This window comes from uncultured Ellagibacter sp., assembly GCF_934643285.1.
In the GTDB taxonomy this organism is placed as follows: domain Bacteria; phylum Actinomycetota; class Coriobacteriia; order Coriobacteriales; family Eggerthellaceae; genus Ellagibacter.
Map to the genome: position 1 here is coordinate 20436 of NZ_CAKUBT010000016.1, position 19000 is coordinate 39435.

Sequence of the window (19000 nt, forward strand, 5' to 3'; positions counted from 1 at the left end):
TAGCTGTCAGTTTATCTGAAGTGCGCGGCCAAGGCCACTACGTGCGGGGTGCGTTTACGCGGCGAAACTGCTGGCGAAACTACCCCAAATCGGCGAGCGTCGTTCGCGCGGCGACGAGTTCCTCGAGCGGCTCGAGAAAACCTCGCTCGCTTTCGGAAAGCCCGGCTCGTGCGGCGGCTATGACCTCGTCGGCAAACTCGGCTGCCGGCCTGCCGTACACCTCGCCCGCGTAGCCCAGCTCCTGAAGCGAGTTCTTCGCCCGCTCGACGTCGCTCGTCGTGATGCCGCCGATGAGCCCCTCCACGCGGGCCAGGCTTTTCTCGCAGTAGAAAATTCCTTTCACGAGCGCGGCGTACGCGACAACGTAGGGCACGGGCATCGCGTCGGCAGGGCGAATCTCCAGGTAGGTCTTCAGCCTCACGTCGGGAAACGCCATAGACAGCGCGTGCTCGATATCGGCGCGGTCCATGGGGCGCGCGGCGTAAATCTCGCTGAAGCGGCGGGAATCCTCGCGCCAGCCGCCCTGCCCGTCGGGCACGAGAATCGCTGGCGTGTCGTAGACCCAGCGCGCGTAATCGCGCAGCGAGAAACCATCCTCGACAGCGCCCGGCACGATGCCGCAGCGCTCGGGGTCGCAGTGCTGCCAAATCTCAGTGCGCACCATGCGGTGAGTGCGCGGCGCACCTTCGAAGATGGGGGAGTTGTCGCAGATGAGCGACAAGATCGGCGTGAGCGCGCTCGCGACGCGATACTTGCGAATGCAGTCGCCGATGCTCGCGTAGTCGATGCTCACCTGCGTCGATGCGCTTCCCCTCATCATGCAGGGCCCGAAGGGGCTCACGGCGCCGAGGTAGCGATTCATGTACTCGTAGCGCTGCTTGGGGATAAGCTCCAGGCTCGTCGCGCGCGCCGTGGGATGATAGCCCGTCTTCGCGAGCTTCCCGTGCTTCGGCGCAAGCACGCCGCAAAGCTTCTCCTCGAATCGCTCGAAGCATGCCTGCGCGCTGGCCAGTTCATGGAAAGGGCCTGCGGAAAGTTCCACCTGAGCAGCGGGTTCGATGGTCACCGCCTCGCCGGGGCGCGCCACGCCCAAAAGGTCGCCCTCGGCGTCGTAGGTTGCTTGCGGGTAATCGGCGCGCAGCACTTCGAGCACGCTCTGGATGCCGTCTTCGCCTGAATAGTTCACCGGTGAGCCGTCCTCGCGAACGATGATGTGCTCTAGTTCGATGCCGAGTGCGCCTTCGCCAGCTATGCACCCGCTCTCGATGAACGCCGCGATTGCGTCGACGTTGCGGTCGTACATCTCCATGCCGTTCGCGGGGGAATTTTGCGCGTCTGATGCCTGTTCACTGGCCTGTTCATTCATGGTTTGGCTCCTTGGCCTAAAAAAGTGGTGCAAACCCCAGCGGGTTTGTATAAAATAATTTCGCCGCACATCGTAGCACGTTGCGGCGACAGAATCGGGCATGTATCGAAAACGAGGACGAATCGTGAACTTGGGCATTCTGAATAGCAAGGCGCTCGCCGCTTCTTTTGCTGTCGTGTCCCGACGACGTCCTTTGCGCGACGGCAAAGCCTCGCGCCGTGCCGCTTCGCGCGTTTCTTCTCTGTAACTTTTTCGCGTCCTCTTTGGACGGGAACCCCCTTTCATTACTATTGTCCGTGCGCTTCGCCTTATGCGTATCGCGAGCATCGCCGCAGCTGGCATCGCTGGCGGTCAGGCTTGCCGTTCGCATATCCGCAGGCGCGGGAACCAATTCGATAAGGAATCGACATTATGAAGATTAAAGCCGGTATCGTTGGGGCCGCTGGCTTCGCAGGTGCGGAACTCACGCGCCTTTTGCTGGGTCACCCGAGCTTCGAGCTGTGTGCGATCACCTCAGATGCGCTCGCCGGGCGCGCGCTCGCCGAGGTGTACCCCGCGTTCGCGGGTGCGAGCGACCTCGTCTTCTCCAAGCACGATCAAAACGCGCTTGCCGACCTCGACGTGGCCTTCCTCGCCGTCCCGCACACGGCGTCCCTCGCGATGACGCCGGACCTCATCGCCGCGGGCACCACGGTCATCGACCTGTCCGCCGACTACCGCCTGAAAGACCCCGCAATCTACGAGAAGTGGTACAAGGTGGCGCACACTTCCACCGACCTTCTCGCGAAGGCTGCTTTCGGTCTGCCCGAGCTTACGGGCGACGAGCTCGCCTCTGCCGCGGCGCGCCGAGCGGCGGGGGAAGCCGTGCTCGTGGCCTGTGCGGGCTGCTATCCTACGGCGACCTCGCTTGCCGCTGCGCCGTTTTTGCGCGCCGGACTCGTCGAAGAGGGCGCCACCGTCATCGTCGACGCGCTCTCGGGCATCACCGGCGCGGGCAAGAAGGCCACCGAGCGCACGCACTTCTGTTTCGCGAACGAAAGCGTCGAAGCCTACGGGGTGGGAACGCATCGTCACACGCCGGAAATCTCGCAAATCCTGGGGCTCGCCCCCGGCAAGCTCGTGTTCACGCCGCATCTCGTTCCCATGAACCGCGGCTTGCTCTCCACGGTGAAGCTACCGCTCGCGAAGGGCCCCGCCGCTCCCGATCCCGAAGAGCTCGCCGCCATACAGCAGCGCTTCTACGCGGAATCCCCGCTCGTTGAGGCGCTTCCCGCAGGTAAGCTCCCCAAAACTGCATCGGTCGCCGGAACGGCGCGCGCGCAGGTGGGCGTCGCCTATCACGCGGAAGCTCGCATGATCATCGCGATCGGCGCGATCGACAACTTGGGGAAGGGCGCTGCCGGTCAGGCCGTCCAGTGCGCGAACATCATTTTCGGCCTCGATCAGACCGAAGGTCTTACCTCACTTGCCGTGGGGGTGTAAAACCCGATGGAAGGAACCGACATGACAGCATTCACCCAGATCGAGGGCGGGGGCGTCACGAGCGCTCTCGGCTTCAAGGCCGCCGGCATCCATGCGGGTTTCCGTAAGGAACCTGAGCGCCGCGACCTCGCGCTCGTCGTCGCGGACGAACCTTGCGCGGCGGCGGGCACGTTCACGAAGAACATCTTCTGCTCGGCGCCCGTCATCATCTCGAGGGAGCACCTCTCCGACGGCGGCGTGGGTGCCCCGAGCTACGGCACCGCGCGCGCTGTGGTGGTGAACTCCGGCATCGCGAATGCCGCGACAGGCGTCCCCGGGCTCGAGCATGCCCGCGAGATGGCGCGCATCACCGCCGACGCCGTGGGCTGCACCGAGGAGGAGGTGCTCGTCGCGTCGACCGGCGTCATCGGGCAGCATCTTCCCCTCGATCCCTTCAAGACGGGCGTCCCCCAGGCGCTCGCCGAGGCAAGTCGCGAAGGCGGTGCCTCCGCCGCGCGCGCGATCATGACCACCGACACTCACCCTAAGGAGTACGCGGTCAGCTTTTCAGGCGATGACCTGGGTTTTGACGGCGTCACCTTCACCGTTGGCGGCATGTCGAAGGGTTCCGGCATGATCATGCCGAACATGGCCACCATGATCGCCATCGTCACGACCGATGCCCCCATCGCCGCGGCGCATCTCTCGCAGATCCTGCGCGACGCCGTGGGCGTGAGCTTCAACAAGATCACCGTCGACTCGGACACCTCGACCAACGACACCTGCGTCACGCTCGCGAGCGGGGCTGCGGCTCCGGGTGCGGCGCCCATCGAGCCGGGGACCCCCGCCTACGATGCGCTCGCCGCCGCCTATAAGGAAGTGTGCACGCACCTTGCGCGCATGATGGCCGCCGACGGCGAGGGCGCCACGAGGCTCGTCACCGTGCACGTTGCAGGCGCCGCTACCGACGCCGACGCCGACGCGGCAGCGCGCACCATCGCGAACTCGCCGCTCGTGAAGACGGCCATCTATGGCCACGACGCGAACTGGGGACGCATCGCCGCAGCTGCGGGGCGCTCGGGCGCTGCATTTCGCCAGGAAGACGTGTCCATCGACATCATGGGCATGCCCGTCTGCCGAGGCGGGCTCACCGTCGCCTTCGACGAGGACGAGGCGCTGCGACGTTTCGAGGCGCCGGAGATCGCGATCGATGTGAACCTCGGCGCCGGCACGTGCGAAACCACCATGTGGACATGCGACTTCTCGCATGATTACGTAACCATCAACGGAGATTACAGGACCTAATTGCCATGAACTACGATAAGGACAGCAGACCGAACGGGGTCGACACCATCACAGGCGAAGTGCTCGCCGAGGCGATGCCGTGGATCAAGAACATCACCGGCAAGACCATCGTCATCAAGTACGGCGGATCTGCCATGGTCGACGAGCAGCTGCGCGCCGAGGTCATGGCCGACATCGTGCTCCTGAAGATCATCGGCGTGAACCCGGTGATCGTGCACGGCGGCGGGCTCGCCATCTCCGAGGCCATGAAGCGCTTCGACATGCCCGTGAAGTTCATCGACGGCCAGCGCGTGACCACCGACGAGGCCATGAAAGTGGTGCGCTCGGTGCTTGCCGGCCAGGTGAACCAGGAGCTCGTCGAGGCGATGAACGAGCACGGCCGGGTCGCGGTGGGCCTGTCGGGCGCCGACGGGGCCACGATTATCGCCGAGCAGGCGAGCGAGCAGCTCGGGCGCGTCGGGCGCGTCGTTCGCATCAATTCGCAGCTTCTCGAAGACCTCGTGTCGGCGAACTACATTCCCGTTCTCGCGTCGGTCGGCATCGGAGAAGAGCCGGGCAGCGGCTTCTTCAACGTGAACGCTGACGTGGTGGCGGGCCATGTGGCCGCGGCCATCGGCGCGCACAAGGTGTTCTTCTTGACCGACGTCGACGGCCTCTACCGCGATTTCGACGACAAGTCGTCGCTCATCTCGCGCATCTCGCTTGCCGAAGTCAGCGAGATGGTGGACAAGAAGCAGGTCTCGACGGGCATGATTCCGAAGCTGCGATCTTGCATCCGCGCGCTCGACGCGGGCGTGCACCGCGCGCATATCTTAAACGGCACCACGCCGCATGCGCTTCTGCTCGAGATGCTCACCGACAAGGGCGTCGGCACCATGATCGTCCCGCCCGACGGGGACGCGGCGTTCGACTCCACGCGCGAGGGCAGCTTCGCAAGCAAACTGGTGTAACGTGGGCGGTCACCTCACCGCCTTTGTGAGAAGGAGAAACAATGAGTCTTGCTGAACAGCAGCAGCTGGAGGAAACCTACGTCATGCACACGTTCGGCCGCAAGCCGGTCGAGCTGGTGGAAGGCGAGGGCATGGTCGTTCGCGACGATGCCGGCAAGGAATACCTCGACTTCATCGCGGGAATCGGCGCGGTGAGCTTGGGACATTGCCACCCTGCCGTCGTGCGCGCGATCACCGAGCAGGCCTCCACGCTTATCCACGTGAGCAACTACTACTACATCGAACATCGCGGGCAGGTGGGCAAGTTGCTCTCCGATGCGCTGAACGAAGAAGTGCCCGCCGCTGACCAGGCGCCTTGGCAGACGTTCTTCGCGAACTCGGGCGCCGAGGCGAACGAGTGCGCCATCAAGCTCGCCCGCGCCTATGCGCGCCGCCGTGTCGAGGCAGAAGGCGGCGACGGGGAGGCGGCTCCGCGTGTGATCGTCACGGTGAAGAAGAGCTTCCATGGTCGCACGCTCGCCACGCTCGCCGCGACCGCACAGCCGGCCAAGCAGGAGCTTTTCCAGCCGCTGCCCGACGGGTTCACGCCCACGCCGCAAAACGACATCGCGGCGCTTGAGGCGCTGTTCGAGGCGCAGGGCGACTCCATCTGTGCTGTCATGCTCGAGCCCATCCAGGGCGAGTCCGGCGTGCATCCCTGCAGCCCCGAATTTATGGAGGCGGTGCGTCGCCTCACGGCCGAGCGCCACGCGCTCATGATCTGCGACGAGGTGCAGTGCGGCATCTACCGCACCGGCAAGCCCTTCGGCTTCCAGAACTACGATGTCGTGCCCGATATCGTCTCCATCGCGAAGGGCGTGGCGTCGGGCTTCCCCTGCGGCATGTGCGCCGCGCGCGGGGAGGTGGCGGCTGCTTTCAAGCTGGGCGACCATGGCTCCACCTTCGGCGGGTCAAACCTCGCGGTTGCCGCGGCTGAGGCGACACTGAGCGAGATTCAAAAGGAGAACCTCGCCGCAAACGCGATCGAGGTGGGTGCATACCTGCGCGAGCAGCTTTCCGCGCTTCCCCAGGTCACTGAGGTGCGCGGTATGGGCCTCATGCTGGCGGCCGACCTCGCAGAGGACGGCAAGGGCGCTCCCGACGTCGTGTATGACGGGCTTTCCGCAGGCCTTCTGCTCAACGCGACGGGCGCGCACACGCTGCGCTTCCTGCCGCCGCTTGTGTGCAGCAAGGCCGACGTCGATGCGTTAATCGAGAAACTTGGTGGGATTTTATAGTTCGCCAAATGCTCAGGGTGCATTTGGTTTACCGTGGTTAAAACAGTTTTGAGCTGGGAAAGGATACAAAAAATGAGCGAACAGAGGGACAGGGTTGTCTTGGCCTACTCCGGTGGCCTTGATACGTCGGTGTGCATCAAGTGGATGCAGGAGGAGCGCGGGCTCGACGTCATCGCCGTCGTTGGCGATGTTGGACAGGAGCATGACGGTCTCGAGAAGATTCACGACAAGGCCCTGCGCACCGGCGCCATCGAGTGCCGCGTGGTCGACATGCGCGAGGAATTCGCCAAGGAATACCTTACCCCCGCGCTCGCCGCGAACGCGCTCTACGAGAACAAGTACCCGCTCGTGTCCGCTCTCTCGCGCCCGCTGATCGCGAAGCATCTCGTCGAGATCGCGCACGAGTTCGGCGCGAAGTACGTGGCGCACGGCTGCACCGGCAAGGGCAACGATCAGGTGCGCTTTGAGGCGTCCATCATGATGCTCGATCCGTCGCTGGAAATCATCGCCCCTGTTCGCGAGTGGGATCTGAAGACCCGTCCGCAGGAGATGGACTGGGCGGCGGCGCACGGGGTGGAAGTTCCCACCACCAAGAAGTCGCCCTATTCGATCGACGACAACCTGTGGGGCCGCGCCATCGAGTGCGGTGTTCTGGAAGACCCCTGGAACGAGCCGCCGGCGGACATCTATACGATGACCACCGACCCCGAGAAGGCTCCCGACACCCCGACCGTCGTGGAGATCTCGTTCAAGGATGGCATCCCCTGCGCGCTCGACGGCAAGGAGATGAGCTACCTCGACGTCATCCTCGAGATGAACAAGATCTCCGGCGCGAACGGCTTCGGCCGCCTCGACATGGTGGAGAACCGCCTCGTCGGCGTGAAGAGCCGCGAATGCTACGAGGCTCCGGGCGCGCTCGCCATCATCAAGGCGCACAAGGCGCTTGAGGACATCTGCCTCGAGCGCGACGTGCTCCACTACAAGCTCCATGTGGAACATGAGTGGGCCGACCAGGTCTACAACGGCAAGTGGTATGCCCCGCTGAAGGCTGGTCTGGATGCGTTTCTCGCAACGACGCAGGTCAATGTCACAGGTAAGGTGCGCCTGTCCTTCTACAAGGGCACCTGCACGGTCACGGGATCCAAGAGCGACTACTCCCTCTACGCCAAGGAGCTCGCCACCTACGACGAGGGCGACACCTTCGACCACAAATCCGCGAAGGGCTTCATCAACATCTACAGCCTCTTCGGAAAGGTCTGGGCCGAGAAGCATCGCCAGTAAAGGGCGTTTCGCTGGTCTGCCGACCAGCGAAACGAGCCGACGCTGCGCGGCGCTCCGGCGGCACAGCTGGCGCTCCAGGGTTTTGTCGCGTACCTTAAGTACGCTTCTTCAACCTTTCGCGCCATCTGCACTCGCCAGAACGCCGCTCGCTGACCTTGATTCGACCTGCGACTTTCCAAATCTCACAGGTTGAGCAGGGTCGAAGCGAGCGTTGTCTTCAGAAGCGAACGACCCAAGGGCGCTCACAAAAGGGCGCCCTTCTCGTAATGATTAACGCAAGTCGAGGCGGTGCGGGCGTGCTCAAATCCCGAAACGTAGGGTTTGGCTGAGCATGCCTTCGCTCCCGACTGGGCAACGCTTGCAGGATTGGAAAACGCAGGGCGGGTCGCCCGACGGCCTTCACAAAGCGAGTTCCGCAGCGAAGCGAGGACTGTCTGAGCGACTGAAGGTCGTCGGGTGACCCGCCCGGACAGCCCCAGAAGCTCAATCCCGCAGCAAAGCGAGGACTGTCTGAGCGACTGAAGGTTGTCGGACGCCAAACCCGGACGGCCCCCCTAAGGTTCGGGGCATTTTCGTGGTAATTCTCACCGATTGAAAGGGCACACACCATGGCACTTTGGTCAGGCAGATTCGAAGAGGGCGTGAGCGAGTTCACGCAGCGCTTCGGCGCATCTCTTCCCGTCGACAAGCAGCTCTACGCGCAGGACATCGCAGGCTCGCGCGCCCACGCAGCGATGCTCGCGCACCAAGGCGTCATCTCGCAGGAGGATGCCGACAGGATCGACGCAGGCCTTGAGCGTATCAAGGGCGAGATCGAGGCGGGCAACTTCCCGTTCGACATCAACAACGAGGACATCCACATGTCCATCGAGAGCGTGCTCACCTCAGAAATCGGCGATGCGGGCGCGCGTCTTCACACGGGTCGCAGCCGCAACGACCAGGTCTGCACCGACACGCGTCTGTTCGCAAAGAAGCGGGCGCGCGACCTGATGACCGCAAACGTGGAGCTTCGTCATGCGCTTGTGTCTCAGGCGGAGAAGCACTTCGACGTCATTCTGCCTGGCTATACGCACATGCAGCATGCGCAGCCGGTGCTCTTCTCCCATCATATGCTCGCGTACGTGTGGATGCTCGATCGCGACTTCGATCGCTTGCGCGCGGCATACGACGCCGCGGACGCGAACCCGCTCGGGTCCGCAGCGCTCGCCGGCACCACCTACCCGCTTGACCGCTTCATGACGGCCGAGACGCTCGGCTTCTCGCGCGTGATCCCCAACTCGCTCGATGCCGTCTCCGACCGCGATTTCCTGCTTGACCTTCTGTATGCCTGCAGCGTGTCGTGCATGCACCTGTCGCGCTTGTGCGAGGAGATCATTCTCTGGTCGACGGCGGAGTTCGGCTTCGTCACCCTGTCCGACTCCTTCTCGACGGGCTCCTCGATCATGCCGCAGAAGAAAAACCCCGACTTCGCCGAGCTCATCCGCGGCAAGTCCGGGCGCGTGATCGGCGACTTGGTCGCGCTGCTCGTCACGATGAAGTCGCTTCCCCTTGCGTACAACAAGGACCTGCAGGAGGACAAGGAAGGTGCCATCGACGCTGCGAAGACGCTCGAGGACTGCTATCGGTGCGCCACGGGTATGATCGACACCATGGAAATTCACCCCGACGCCATGCTCGAGCAGGCGAAGAAGGGCTATCTCGCCGCGACGGATGTGGCCGACTATCTGGCGAAGAAGGGCCTTCCGTTCCGCCGTGCGCACGAGATCGTGGGCCATCTCGTGCTTCTGTGCGACAAGCGCGGGTGCGGCCTGGAGGACCTCTCGCTCGAGGATTTCAAGGCGGAAAGCGATCTGTTCGAGGAGGACATCACGAAGTGCCTCGACCTTGCGAGCATCGTCGCCGCGCGCACTACGTTTGGCGGTACGGGCAATTCCGCGGTGAAAGAGCAACTCGGCCAGGCGAAAGAGGCGCTCGCCGCCGACGAGGCCGACGCAGCATCGCTCGCGTAGCATCCTGACGGGGCTCCGTCGCTCTAATCGGCGACGTTATCACGAAGGCAGGGGTTCGAGAAATCGGCTCCTGCCTTTTTGTTTAACGGGGAGGCGCAGGTCATGGGCCAAACGACACCTCTTGTGCCCATTTGCTGACAAAACGGGGGAGCTTTCGAAGGGAAAGCGAGCCGATGCTACAATACTTTGGACTAACGAGGAGGTGCCCGTGGCGTCACGTGCGATTAAAAGCAGGGCCAACATTAAGAAGAAGCATCCGTCGACGGCGGTGATCGCCGTCGTGTCGGTTATCTTCGTGTTCGTCGTCTCGCTTTGCTGGGGCGTCTGGTCTGTCGGCTCGTCTTGGCTGACCGATCTCCCTGATTACGAGAGCGCCGACGCGTACAACACCGCGCAGCCGACGGTCGTGTATGCGAGCGACGGCCAGACGGTGCTCGCGGAATTCCAGCTGGAGAACCGCGACCCGGTCGAAATCAGCGAGATCAGCGACTACGTGCTCAAGGGCACGGTTGCTACGGAGGACGAGCGCTTCTACTCCCATGGTGCGATCGACCCGTGGGGCATCGGCCGCGCCTTGGTGAACAACCTCATGGGTGGCGACCTGGAAGGCGCATCCACCATCACGCAGCAGTTCGTGCGCAACACGATTCTCTCTTCGGAGATGGACGACATCTCGATCAAGCGTAAGGTTCGCGAGGCGTATATCTCGATCAAGCTTGAGGAGCAGTACTCCAAAGACAACATCCTGCTCATGTATTTGAACACGATCAACTACGGTTCGGGCGCCTATGGCATCGAGGCGGCATCGGAGCGCTACTTCTCGAAACACGCAAGCGAGCTCACCATCGCCGAAGCGGCGACGCTTGTGGGCATTCCCCAGTCGCCAACGTACAACAACCCGATTAATTACCCCGAGAACTGCACGAAGCGCCGCAACGTGGTGCTCGACCGCATGCTCTCGAATGGCGTCATCACTCAGGAAGAGCACGACGCCGCTCAGGCCGAGCCCCTCGTGCTCAATCCGACCGAGCCGTCGACCACGGGAATCGAGGCGTACCCGTACTTTACGAGCTACGTGCGCGACCAGCTGACCAACGCCAACGGCAAGTACGCGTACTCCAAAGACGAGCTTTTCAAGGGCGGGCTGAAGGTCTACACCACGCTTGACGTCTCCATGCAGGAGGCCGCCGAGGCGGCTGCGCGCAAGAAGGAGCAGGCGGCGGGTAGCAACTACGAGGTCGCCATGGTGGCGATCGACCCCGACAACGGCTACATCAAGGCGCTCGTCGGAGGCAAGGACTACGACGCCTCGCAGGTCAACATGGCCACCGGCACGGGCGGGTCGGGCAGGCAGGCCGGCTCGTCGTTCAAGACGTTCACCCTGGTGGCAGCTATCGAGCAGGGTATCGATCCCAGCACGATGATCGATGCCTCGGCAACTGCGAAGCTCCCAGGATGGGAAGTTGCCAACATCAACCACACCGACTACGGGACGAAGAGCATCTCAGACGCCTTCGCGGTCTCGTCGAACACGGCGTTCGCGCGGCTTATCCTCTCGATCGGCCCGGACAAGGTCGTCGATGTCGCCAAGCGCATGGGAATTACTTCGCCGCTCACCGCGACAGGGTCGCTCACGCTCGGTTCCGAATCGGTGACGCCGCTTGAGATGGCGAACGCGTACGCGACCATCGCGAACGGGGGCACGCACTACGATCCCGAGTGCGTCGAACGCATCGTCGACCGCAACGGCTCCATCGTGGTGGACAACTCGGCACCGAAGGGCACACGTGCCATCTCCGCCGAGGTCGCCCACGCGGCAACCGAGGTTATGAAGGGCGTTATCACGAAGGGAACCGGCCAGGCTGCGGCGCTTTCGAACGGGCAGGTCTCGGCGGGTAAGACGGGAACGTCTGAAAACTACATGGACAGCTGGTTCTGCGGAATCACCCCGCAGCTTTCCGTGGCCATCTGGTTCGGCGATCGCAGCGACTACAGCCATGCCCAGCGCGTGCCGAGCGGCATGTCGGCGGCGAGCACGTTCCCCGACTTCATGAACGTTGTTCTCAAGGGCAAGCCGACCGAGGATTTCCCGAAGGCGGGCGATCCCCAGTACAAGACCAACTTTGGGGACACCACGTATCACATCGGCGGCTACTACAGCTCAGAAGACGATGAGGACAAGGACAAGGATAAGAAGAGCGACGGGGATTCAACGAACGGAAACGGGACCGGCACGGGGAACCATCAAGGCACCACAGGTGACGGCGGTAACGGCACGACCGGTGGCGCTGGGGGCACCGTCGGAGATTCCGGCGGAGGCACGACTGGCGGCACAGGTGGTGGCGATTCCGGAGGAGGCACGACCGGCGGCGATTCCGGAGGTGGCTCCGGCGGGGGTTCCGGTGGAACCACTGAGCCGGTTCCGATAGAGTAGAGTTTTGCACGATTCGTACAATCGCGCGGCGGGCCCCCCGTCGCGCATCGATGGGAGAACACATGACCCGATCTTCATTCATCCGCGCGCTTGCAGCCGTTTGCGTGAGCGCGATGCTCGCCGTTGCGCTTTCCGGCTGCATGCAGCAGACGGCCAATCAGGCAAATGACCAGCAATCGGAAAATCGCGAGTACATGACGCAGGTCAATCAGAAGATGGACGATCTCGATTCCCGCCTCTCCGATTTCGTCGATGCCGTTTCGCGCGGTGACGTGGTTACCATGCGCACCCAGGCGGACAACGCATTCAAGGTGCTTGACGACTTGTCTTCCCTTGAGGCGCCCGAGCCTTTGAAGGACGTTGCGGCCGGCTATGTTGACGGCGCGAACAGCCTGAAGGACGCGCTCAACTCCTATATCCAGCTTTACACGGAGATTGATGGCGCGACCGCGTCCGAGCCCTTCGATTGGTCCACTTACGATTCGCGTTTGCAGGCAATCCAAGATGCCTATAATGCGGGTATCGATAAGTTGAAGGCGGCCGACGAGGCAGCGGCGGGCAAGGACTAGCGCTTCGGCTCTCCCCCGAGTGCCAAGGTGAGCGAGACTGCTCGCTCTGGGAGTGCTCGGCAGATTCTTAAAATGAATTGGTCACAACGCGAAGGCGGCGACCTGCATCATGCGGGCCGCCGCCTTCGCGTTTCTCGCTTATGCTGGTAGGGTGCCGCCAATCGAGGCATGGGCGGATGTCTGCTGCGACGGCCTGCATCGAGCCATGTCGCATCTTTCGGCTGCCGCACGGATGCTCAAAGCCCCTACGGAGCAGGCTCGCCGCCTTCGCCGCCCGGTTGCCCGCCGTCATCGGGCGGACCCACGGGGCCTTCGCCTCCGCCAGGTGGCTCCTCGCCCGAGTCCGCGCCGCCGCCGCTATCGCTGCCCGCGTTCGGGTCGGGGCCAATCGACACATAGGCGGTGTAGGTACCGTTCGCGAACTCGATCTTCACTATCGACCCTGCAGCCACAGTGGAGCTATAGGTTTCCACGATGGTGAGGTTGCCCCCCAGCGCTGCCTGCACTTCGGCCAAGCTTGCGCCCGAAAGCTGCGCGATGGTGTCCTTCGCGGCGTCTTCGCTGTATATCGACTGCTTCTTGTTGAAGTCGCTGTCGTATTTCGGTTCGGCGGCAGCGGGGAAGTCTACCCTCTCGCGACCGTCAAGGGCAAGCGACATGAAGATTCTCCAGGCGTCCTTGCACCAGGGCGCTTCCCACATCTCCCGTTCTTGCGCGGCGCCCGTCCAAACCGCGCAGGAAAGCTGCGGGGTGTAGCCGCAGAACCACAGGTCGCGATGCTCCTGGGACGTGCCCGTCTTGCCTGCGCTCACCTGGCCCGACGGCAGCGCCGACCCGCGCCCGGTTCCCTGGGTGACCACGCCTTGCAGCACGCGGGTCACCTCACCTGCAACTTCGGGGGAAAGCACCTGCTCGCCTGGTACCTCTGTGTTGTCGATAAGCGTCGTGCCGTCTTGCGCGATCACCTCGGTGATGCAGGTGTCGGGGTGGCGGATGCCCCCGGTCGCGAATGCTCCGTAGGCGCTCGCCATGCGCAGCGTGTTCGTCTGCGCGGCACCGAGCGTGAGCGCGGGGTAGGCTCCGTAGCCGTACTTCGTGTCGCCGGAAACGCCGAGGCGCGCCGCCATGTCGAGCAGGCTCTGCGGCGTCACGCCGTCGGGGTCGGTGACAAGGCGGGCGAAGCCGGTATTAGCGGAGACCCAGGTCATCCGCTCGATGGAAAGGTACCCGTAGTTCGCACCCGCATAGTTGGTGACGGGTTTGCTCCATGCCGCGTTCACGAATCCCGTGGAGCAGTCGATAACCGTTTTCGGGCTGATGCCCTGCTCGATGGCGGCGGCCAGCGTGAACGCCTTGAACGACGATCCCGCCTGGCGTCCCGTCGCGCTCGTTGCGAGGTTGAACTGGCTTTCCGACCAATCCTTCCCGCCGATCATGGCGAGCACGTAGCCGGTGTTCGGGTCGATGCACGTCATCGAAAGGCTCACGTCGCTATCGCCGGTCCTTGCCATATCGTCGTACACTTCCGCCGCCGCTTCCTCCGCATAGCCCTGAAGCGTCGGGTCGATCGTGGTGTAGACCGTAAGCCCGCCGTCGAACACCTCCTCGAACGAAAGCTGGTCGAGGAGCTGCTGGCGCACGTAGCTCGTGAAATACGGGTACTCGTAGATGCCGTCTTCGGCGCGCGCTTCGACGTCTAAGACAAGCTCCTCCTCGACGGCGCTATCGTGTTCCTCCTGCGTGATCGTTCCGTGCGTGAGCATGCGGTCAAGCACGACGTTGCGACGCTTCGTGCAGTTCTCGGGATAGTCCTCGGGATTGTTGTACGTCGGCGACTGGGGGATGCCCACAAGCGTCGCCGCCTCCGCAAGCGTAAGGTCGATCGCGCTCTTGGAGAAGTAGTGCTGCGCCGCGGCCTCGATGCCGTAGCATCCCGACCCGTAGTTGATCGTGTTCAGGTACATGAGCAGGATGTCTTCTTTGGAATACGCCTGCTCCATCTCGATGGCGAGCTCGGCTTCCCGCACCTTACGGCGAAACGAGATGTCGTTCGCCTCGTTCGAGAGGAGCGTGTTGCGCACGAGTTGCTGCGTGATGGTGGATGCGCCCTCGAGGCTGCCGCCCTTCAGGTTGTTCACGAGTGCGCGTCCGATGCCGTAGTAATCTACACCTTCATGCTCGTAGAACCGGGTGTCCTCCGTCGCGACCGTGCCTTCCAGCACATAGTTGCCCACCTGGTCCTTCTCGATGGGTTCTTGGTCTTGCAGATAGAACTCCGCCAAAAGGGTGGTGCGGTCGTTCGCGTAGATGCGTGTTTTGGCGCTGTAGGCGAAGGCGTTCGGGTCGTGCACGCTGGGCAGCTCGCCGACCCATGCGTCCACGACGCGTCCCACGCCGAAGGCCCCGAGGCCGACGATAAGGACGAGCGAAAACGCCGCAACGAGCACTCCCCATGCTGGAGCATGGGTGCGCATTTCACGGTGTTTTCTCCTTACTCTCATGATTCGTCTATACTACCATGAACCGACCATCTGGTCTTTCAGACGAGGAGACACCAACCTTATGCGGAATATAGAACTTTTGGCGCCTGCGGGCAACATGAGCGCCCTTCACGCCGCCGTGCGTGCTGGTGCGGACGCGGTATATCTCGGGCTCGAGTCGTTCAACGCGCGCCGCGGGGCCGATAACTTCACCATCGCCACGCTCAAGGAGGCGTGCGATTACGCGCATCTGCGGGGCGTGAAGATCTACGTCACTCTGAACATCATCGTGCTGCCGGGCGAAGTGGGCCGCGCGCTCGAATGCGCTCGTCAGGCATGGCGCGCAGGTGCCGACGCGCTCATCATCCAAGACATTGGTCTTGCGAGCGAGATAGCCCGCGCGCTTCCCGACATCCGCCTGCATATTTCTACGCAGATGAACACGTGCAACGCCGCCGGCATCCGCGCCGCTGCCCGCATGGGTGCCAAGCGCGTCACGCTCGCCCGCGAGCTTTCCATGGAGGAAATCGCCCATCTCGCGCAGGTGGGCGCCGAGGCAGGTGTCGAAGTCGAGGCGTTCGGTCATGGCGCGCTGTGCATCTGCTACTCCGGCCAGTGCCTCATGTCCTCCTTGATTGGGGGCCGCTCCGCCAACCGCGGCCTGTGCGCGCAGGCGTGCCGCTTGCCCTACGAACTGCACAATGCCGCCCAGCGAAACCCTCTTTCGGCGCCTGGCGAACATCTGCTCTCGCCGAAGGACCTCTGCTCGGTCGATCTGCTTTCCGATCTGGCGCGAGCCGGCGTCGCGTCGCTTAAGATCGAGGGCCGTATGAAGTCGGCCGATTACGTGTCGGCCGTCGTGTCGGTGTACCGCCGCGTGCTCGATCGGGTGTATGCGCAGGAGGGCTCTGTTTCTCCTGCTCGCCCGACGGAGGACGAACGCCGTACGCTTGAGGAGGCTTTCTCCCGCGGGTTCACCACGGCGTATCTTGAAGGTCAGCGCGGAAACGACATCATGAGCTATCAGCGCCCGAACAATCGCGGCGCCTTTATCGGCCGCGTGGCCGAAGCGCGTAACGGCATAGCGACCATCTCCGCTGAGCACGAGCTTGCAATCGGCGATGTCCTTGAGTTCTGGACGGGGAAGGGCCATGCCGCCCAAACGGTGTCCGACCTCTCCTTCGACAAGAAGGGTCGCGCGCGGATTGAGCTCGATGCGCGCGTGAAGGGCGTGCGCGCGGGCGACCGCGTGTTCCGCGTGCGCAGCGCGAAGGAAGCCTTCGAGGACGACTCCCTCGAGCCGCGCGTCGAGGTTGAGGGCGCGGTTCGCCTGCGCATCGGCGAGCCGCTCGAGGTCTCTTTCTCCTTTGCCAATGCGGCGCAGAGCGAGCTTGCCGAGGTTCGCGGCACGGCACTCGGGGCCGAGGTCGAGCCTGCGCGTACGAAAGCCGTCACCGAAGAAGACGTGCGCGCCCATATCGACCGCCTCGGTTCGACTCCTTATGTTCTCACGCGGCTCGACGTCGAGCTCGACGAGGGGGTTGGCATCGGGTTCTCGCAGCTGCACCGCGTCCGCGCCGAAGCCCTCGACGATCTGACCGAACGAGCCTTGGCCGTCTATCATGCGCGCCGCCTTCCCCGCACCGAGGATCGCGAAGAGCTTCCCGCCGTTCGTCCGAGCGGTGCCCGCATTGGCGCATGGACGACGAATCCCGTGTGCGCAAGGGCCGCAAAGCGTACGGGTGCGCATATGGTGTACGTGCCGGCGCTGAACTACGGGCGCGGCGAGGCGGTGGTCGCGGGCCAGCTCACGGCCACGGTCGAGCAGGCGGGCTACCCCAAGCAGTGTCTTCTTGCCATGCCCGTCGTCGATCACGACGAGGTCGGGCTCTCGCGCGAGGCGAAGCTCGATTTCGATCCGTGGCGTTACGCGACGTCGGGGCGCCCGGTGTTTGTGGAGAGCCTCGGTGCCATGCAGATGGCCGCCGAGATCGGGATTCCCTTCGAGGTCGGCCCGCATCTGCCTGTCACGAACAGGCTTGCGCTCGACGAGGTTGTTCGCATGGGCGCCGTCCGCGTGTGGCTCTCTCCCGAACTTTCGCTCGACCAGATTCGCGAGTTGTCTCGCGACACCCCAGTTGAGCTGGGGATCTTCATCTCGGGTGCGCAAGAGCTCATGATTACCGAGCACTGCCTTCTCATGAGCCAGGGCCCGTGCAACGAGGATTGCGCCGAGTGTCGTCGCCGTCGCAGCCCGCATTACCTGAAGGATCGCAAGGATTTCGATTTCCCTGTCATCACCGATGCGCTCGGCCGCAGCCATCTCTACAACAGCGTCGAGCTCGATTTGGTGGCATCGCTTCCCGAGCTCATGGCGGCGGGCGTCACCTCGTTCATGGTCGATACGACGCTCATGAACGGCGAACAGGCGGCGCAGGCTGTCGGTCGAGCCATCCGCGCGCTGCGCATCGCACAGTCCGACGGAAACTCTGTCGCCAAGATCACAAGCGCCACCACAGGGCATCTGTTCCGCGGCGTTCAGTAGCGCGCTGCGACATGGGATGGGGTCTCTGTCTCGTTGGGACAGGGGTCGGGAAATGTATCTCAGTTAGACTACTTACCATTTGAAGGCGCTTCCCATGCGCAACGCTGCGGCCTCGCAGTGTTGGGAAGCTCCTTCCTGGGCGCTATTTCACGCTCGTGAGGCGTCCTTGGTAGCCGCAAAGGACACGCGCATTGCCCTCGGCAATGGCAAGTCCTTTCTCGAGTGCCGCTCGCGGCAGGTCGTAGTCGTTGTTGTTCTGCGAGATGTGCATGGCAACGACGGCCTCGGGCGTGCGAAGACCCGCGGCGCGCGATTCGGTGATGAGTGCGGCGAGCTCCTCGGTTGCCTGCGGGTTCGAGAGGTGGCCGAATTCCGAGGCGATGCGCTGCTTGATGATGTAGGGGTAGTCGCCGCTTTGCAGCATGCGCTCGTCATGGTTGCTCTCGAGCGCCAAAATGCGCACGTCACGCAAGGCCTCGTGCGCCGCGTTCGCCACGATGCCCGAATCTGTTATGTAGCCTAGCGCGTCGCCATCGGGCGCTTCGATGCGAAAGCCAAAGGAAGCGGCGGCATCGTGACTGGTTGCGAAGGGGAAGGCGCGCAAGCCAGCGGCCTCGATTGCGCGCTGCCCCGAGGAGAGTGGCAAGGTAGCGCAATCGCCTGCAACTTTTTGCAGCGCGGAGCTCGCGTCGATGCAGGCCTGGTTTACGTAAACTGTTGGTGCGCAGCCTAATTTCGCAAGGCCGCGCAACACCACGTCCAGCCCCTTGGTGTGGTCCCCGTGCTCGTGGGTGATGAGCACGGCGTCGATTCGGGCGGGGTCGAAGCCCGCCTCGTCGCATCGCTCGAGGAAATCGCGCTTGCAGATTCCGCAGTCGATGAGCACCCCCGCGCCTGTCGCGGCGTTTTCGACGATGGCGGCGTTGCCTTTGCTTCCGCTTGCGAGCACATGTAACTTCAGCACTGGTTGTTCTCCTGTCGGGCGGTGGGCAAGAATAGCCCTCGACCGTGACGATTAGATTCCACTGCGGCATTGTAACGAAACGCCATTCACTTCAGCGAAGAGTTTGGGCGAGAAGCCCCCTTTCGGGAAAAGTGCCTGGCAGCCGAGAGCGTTCATTCGCTAATTGCGCAGCCCCTCGATAGATTCGGGGCTCATGCTGCCTATGTGTTAGAACCCGACTTTTGCAGCCAAAGAGGGCCGTTCTCCTACACGGGCTCGTACCCGAGCGATTTCCTCTCGATCTCGCCCGTGGCCGGCACGAAGGCGCAGGCCTTTATCGAGCGCGCGTGGACGTCGAGCCCTACGAAAGTGGTAGCATT

12 protein-coding genes are annotated in these 19000 nt (G+C 63.3%); 9 read left to right on the plus strand and 3 right to left on the minus strand.

The features are described 5' to 3' along the window. Window positions 1–79: 79 nt before the first annotated feature. Window positions 80–1366: a glutamate-cysteine ligase family protein gene (locus Q0I65_RS07585; protein WP_296061929.1), complete on the minus strand. Its 1287-nt coding sequence runs from the start codon at window positions 1364–1366 to the stop codon at window positions 80–82. A gap of 411 nt (window positions 1367–1777) precedes the next feature. Between Q0I65_RS07585 and argC the strand changes: the two genes are divergently transcribed. The 8 genes from argC (at window position 1778) to Q0I65_RS07625 (ending at window position 12652) form a co-directional block, all read left to right on the plus strand. After that, on the plus strand, window positions 1778–2848 hold the full coding sequence (gene argC, locus Q0I65_RS07590) for an N-acetyl-gamma-glutamyl-phosphate reductase (protein WP_296061932.1): 1071 nt from the start codon (window positions 1778–1780) through the stop codon (window positions 2846–2848). A 21-nt stretch (window positions 2849–2869) separates the two neighbouring features. Next, window positions 2870–4132, plus strand: a complete 1263-nt coding sequence (gene argJ / locus Q0I65_RS07595; RefSeq protein ID WP_296061935.1) for a bifunctional glutamate N-acetyltransferase/amino-acid acetyltransferase ArgJ — start codon at window positions 2870–2872, stop codon at window positions 4130–4132. Between the two features lie 5 nt (window positions 4133–4137). Continuing rightward, window positions 4138–5082: an acetylglutamate kinase gene (gene argB / locus Q0I65_RS07600; RefSeq protein WP_296061937.1), complete on the plus strand. Its 945-nt coding sequence runs from the start codon at window positions 4138–4140 to the stop codon at window positions 5080–5082. A gap of 41 nt (window positions 5083–5123) precedes the next feature. Continuing rightward, window positions 5124–6359 (plus strand): aspartate aminotransferase family protein, encoded by a 1236-nt coding sequence (locus tag Q0I65_RS07605; RefSeq protein ID WP_296061940.1) that lies wholly within the window; start codon window positions 5124–5126, stop codon window positions 6357–6359. A 72-nt stretch (window positions 6360–6431) separates the two neighbouring features. Beyond that, on the plus strand, window positions 6432–7640 hold the full coding sequence (locus Q0I65_RS07610; RefSeq protein WP_296061942.1) for an argininosuccinate synthase: 1209 nt from the start codon (window positions 6432–6434) through the stop codon (window positions 7638–7640). A gap of 608 nt (window positions 7641–8248) precedes the next feature. Continuing rightward, window positions 8249–9649: an argininosuccinate lyase gene (argH, locus tag Q0I65_RS07615; RefSeq protein ID WP_296061944.1), complete on the plus strand. Its 1401-nt coding sequence runs from the start codon at window positions 8249–8251 to the stop codon at window positions 9647–9649. Between the two features lie 208 nt (window positions 9650–9857). After that, complete coding sequence (locus tag Q0I65_RS07620; protein ID WP_296061948.1) at window positions 9858–12083, plus strand: PBP1A family penicillin-binding protein; 2226 nt, start codon at window positions 9858–9860, stop codon at window positions 12081–12083. A gap of 62 nt (window positions 12084–12145) precedes the next feature. Further along, a complete protein-coding gene (locus Q0I65_RS07625) occupies window positions 12146–12652 on the plus strand; it encodes a hypothetical protein (RefSeq protein WP_296061951.1) in 507 nt (168 codons plus the stop codon). 245 nt (window positions 12653–12897) lie between these two features. Here Q0I65_RS07625 and Q0I65_RS07630 read toward each other — a convergent pair whose 3' ends face one another. After that, window positions 12898–15126, minus strand: a complete 2229-nt coding sequence (locus Q0I65_RS07630) for a transglycosylase domain-containing protein (protein ID WP_296061954.1) — start codon at window positions 15124–15126, stop codon at window positions 12898–12900. Window positions 15127–15214: 88 nt separating this feature from the next. On the opposite strand from Q0I65_RS07630, the gene Q0I65_RS07635 reads away from it, so the two are divergent. Next, a complete protein-coding gene (locus tag Q0I65_RS07635) occupies window positions 15215–17677 on the plus strand; it encodes a U32 family peptidase (RefSeq protein WP_296061957.1) in 2463 nt (820 codons plus the stop codon). 142 nt (window positions 17678–17819) lie between these two features. Here Q0I65_RS07635 and Q0I65_RS07640 read toward each other — a convergent pair whose 3' ends face one another. Next, a complete protein-coding gene (locus Q0I65_RS07640; protein WP_296061959.1) occupies window positions 17820–18641 on the minus strand; it encodes an MBL fold metallo-hydrolase in 822 nt (273 codons plus the stop codon). Window positions 18642–19000 lie beyond the last annotated feature (359 nt).

Excerpts from the sequence above, each read along its gene's own strand:
- Q0I65_RS07585 (WP_296061929.1), bottom strand. The coding sequence starts at position 1,366 with ATGAATGAACAGGCCAGTGAACAGGCATCAGACGCGCAAAATTCCCCC.
- argC (WP_296061932.1), top strand. The coding sequence starts at position 1,778 with ATGAAGATTAAAGCCGGTATCGTTGGGGCCGCTGGCTTCGCAGGTGCG.
- argJ (WP_296061935.1), top strand. The coding sequence starts at position 2,870 with ATGACAGCATTCACCCAGATCGAGGGCGGGGGCGTCACGAGCGCTCTC.
- argB (WP_296061937.1), top strand. The coding sequence starts at position 4,138 with ATGAACTACGATAAGGACAGCAGACCGAACGGGGTCGACACCATCACA.
- Q0I65_RS07605 (WP_296061940.1), top strand. The coding sequence starts at position 5,124 with ATGAGTCTTGCTGAACAGCAGCAGCTGGAGGAAACCTACGTCATGCAC.
- Q0I65_RS07610 (WP_296061942.1), top strand. The coding sequence starts at position 6,432 with ATGAGCGAACAGAGGGACAGGGTTGTCTTGGCCTACTCCGGTGGCCTT.
- argH (WP_296061944.1), top strand. The coding sequence starts at position 8,249 with ATGGCACTTTGGTCAGGCAGATTCGAAGAGGGCGTGAGCGAGTTCACG.
- Q0I65_RS07625 (WP_296061951.1), top strand. The coding sequence starts at position 12,146 with ATGACCCGATCTTCATTCATCCGCGCGCTTGCAGCCGTTTGCGTGAGC.
- Q0I65_RS07630 (WP_296061954.1), bottom strand. The coding sequence starts at position 15,126 with ATGCGCACCCATGCTCCAGCATGGGGAGTGCTCGTTGCGGCGTTTTCG.
- Q0I65_RS07635 (WP_296061957.1), top strand. The coding sequence starts at position 15,215 with ATGCGGAATATAGAACTTTTGGCGCCTGCGGGCAACATGAGCGCCCTT.